Below are 2112 nucleotides of genomic sequence, written 5' to 3'. Positions count from 1 at the left end.
GGTTCGGGGTGCTGGGGGCGGTGGCGTTCTCGCCCGAGCAGCTGGATCGGGAGCTCAGCTGGATCGATGAGCGGGTGGGCGGGCGGCCGTACGGGGTGGATGTGCTGGTTCCGGGGCGGATCGCGGAGGTCGCCGGTGATCCCCGGGAGTCGCTGGTGGAGGCGATTCCGGATGTGCATCGGGATTTCGTTTCACACCTCTTCCGGAAATATGGGGTTCCGGTGAGTGAGCGGACGTCGGGGAGCAGCGCCGACGAGGCCGGGCGGCGGGTGACGGCCGAAGGGGCGACCGGGCTGGTGGATGTGGCGCTGAAGCATCCCATCCGGTTGATCGCGAGCGCGCTGGGGCCGCCGCCCGCGGCGATGGTGGAGAAGGCGCGGGCGGCCGGGGTGCCGGTGGCCGCGCTGGTCGGGACCGTCGAGCACGCCCGCCGCCAGGTCGCCGCCGGGGCCGACATCATCGTGGCGCAGGGCGGCGAAGCCGGGGGCCACACCGGGGAGATCTCGACCATGGTCCTGGTTCCCCAGGTCGTGGACGCCGTCGGCGTGCCGGTGCTCGCCGCGGGCGGCATCGCGGACGGGCGTCAGGTGGCCGCCGCCCTCGCCCTCGGCGCGGAGGGCGTCTGGTGCGGCTCCGTCTGGCTCACCACCGAAGAGGCCGAAACACCGCCCGCCCTCAAGCGCAAACTCCTCGCCGCCGGCTCCCTCGACACCGTCCGCTCCCGATCCCGTACAGGCAAGCCCGCCCGCCAGCTCCGCTCGGCCTGGACCGACGAATGGGACGACGGCCTGGAAAGCCCTGGCTCCCTCCCCATGCCCCTGCAAATGCTCCTGGCCGAAGCCGCCCACACCCGCATAACCCGCGCCGCCGAATCCGGCAACCCAGGCGCCCAAGCCCTCTCCAACTACTTCGTCGGCCAGGTCGTCGGCCAGCTCAACCAGATCAAACCGGCCCGCCAGGTCCTCTACGACCTCCTCACCACCTACGCCACCACCCTCAACCGCCTAACCACCATCAACAACTCCTGACCCAACTGCCCGGGTTGCTCACCACTATCCGGCACCGATCACCTCCGCCCCACTTCCCACCGCACCGGCGCCCATTGGGCCCAAGCCGACGCGCCTCGGCTATCCGGCCACGACCCATACATCGCGACCCACCTTCGCCCGTGCCCACCACCAACAAATGTTCCGCCTACCCGACGCGCGTCGGCTGCCCGGCCAAGGCCCTACGTCGCGACCCACCTTCGCCCGTGCCCACCACCAACAAATGTTCCGCCTATCCGACGCGCGTCGGCTGTCTGGCCAAGGCCCTACGTCGCGGCCTGTCTTCGATCCGGAACCCCCATCGGGAATGTGGCGATTGTGGCAACTTGGTGGGGGGTTCGGGCGTTGGGTTGGGGCAGGGGGTGTGGATGTTCGCGACGTTGACTGGGTTGGGGCTTTCTACGGCTGCTGGGCTCAATGCCTATATCCCGTTGATGGTGGTCGGGATGGTGGCCAACCTCACGGATGCGGTGCGGTTGCCGCAGGGGTATGAGTGGCTGTCGAACGGGTGGGTGCTGGCGATCATCGGCGTGTTGTTGCTGGCCGAGTTCGTGCTGGACAAGGTGCCTGTCGTCGATCATGTGAACGACATCATTCAGACCGCGGTGCGGCCCGCGGCGGGTGGTGTCGTGTTCAGCGCGACCTCGGCCGCCGCGGAGCTCGACAACTCCACCTGGATGACGGAACACCCCGCGGTCGGGTGGGTGCTGGGAATCGTGACCGCGTTGATCGTGCACGTGATCAAGTCCAGCGTGCGCCCGGTGGTGAACGCGAGCACCGCCGGAGTCGGCGCACCCGTAGTCAGCACCGTGGAGGACGCGAGCTCCCTGAGCATGAGCCTGATCGCAATCTTCCTCCCGATCCTCGTGCTCATCGCCCTGGCCGCCTTCGCCACCCTCGGCTGGCTAGCCATCCGCCGCGTACGCCGCTACAAAGCCACCCGCCGCACCCGCACCGCCCAACACGGCTCAGGCTAATCGCCACCATCCCCACACGACCACGACCCAGAACTCCTCCCAGCCGACGCCCACCCCCAACGCAGGTTTCCCGGGGCTCTCCCACCCAC

Annotated in this window: 2 protein-coding genes; both read left to right on the top strand. The window is 69.1% G+C overall.

Annotated elements, in window-relative coordinates; translation table 11 throughout:
* Positions 1–1028: NAD(P)H-dependent flavin oxidoreductase (locus tag Amac_RS45540; RefSeq protein WP_155360678.1), on the top strand; the 1028-nt coding region annotated here is incomplete at its 5' end.
* 386 nt (positions 1029–1414) lie between these two features.
* Positions 1415–2023, top strand: coding sequence for a DUF4126 domain-containing protein (locus Amac_RS45535; RefSeq protein ID WP_155360677.1), 609 nt, complete (start codon positions 1415–1417; stop codon positions 2021–2023).
* Positions 2024–2112 lie beyond the last annotated feature (89 nt).

Source organism: Acrocarpospora macrocephala (assembly GCF_009687865.1).
Lineage (GTDB): Bacteria > Actinomycetota > Actinomycetes > Streptosporangiales > Streptosporangiaceae > Acrocarpospora > Acrocarpospora macrocephala.
This window is presented reverse-complemented; position numbering and strand designations above follow the sequence as displayed.

Excerpts from the sequence above, each read along its gene's own strand:
- Amac_RS45535 (WP_155360677.1), top strand. The coding sequence starts at position 1,415 with ATGTTCGCGACGTTGACTGGGTTGGGGCTTTCTACGGCTGCTGGGCTC.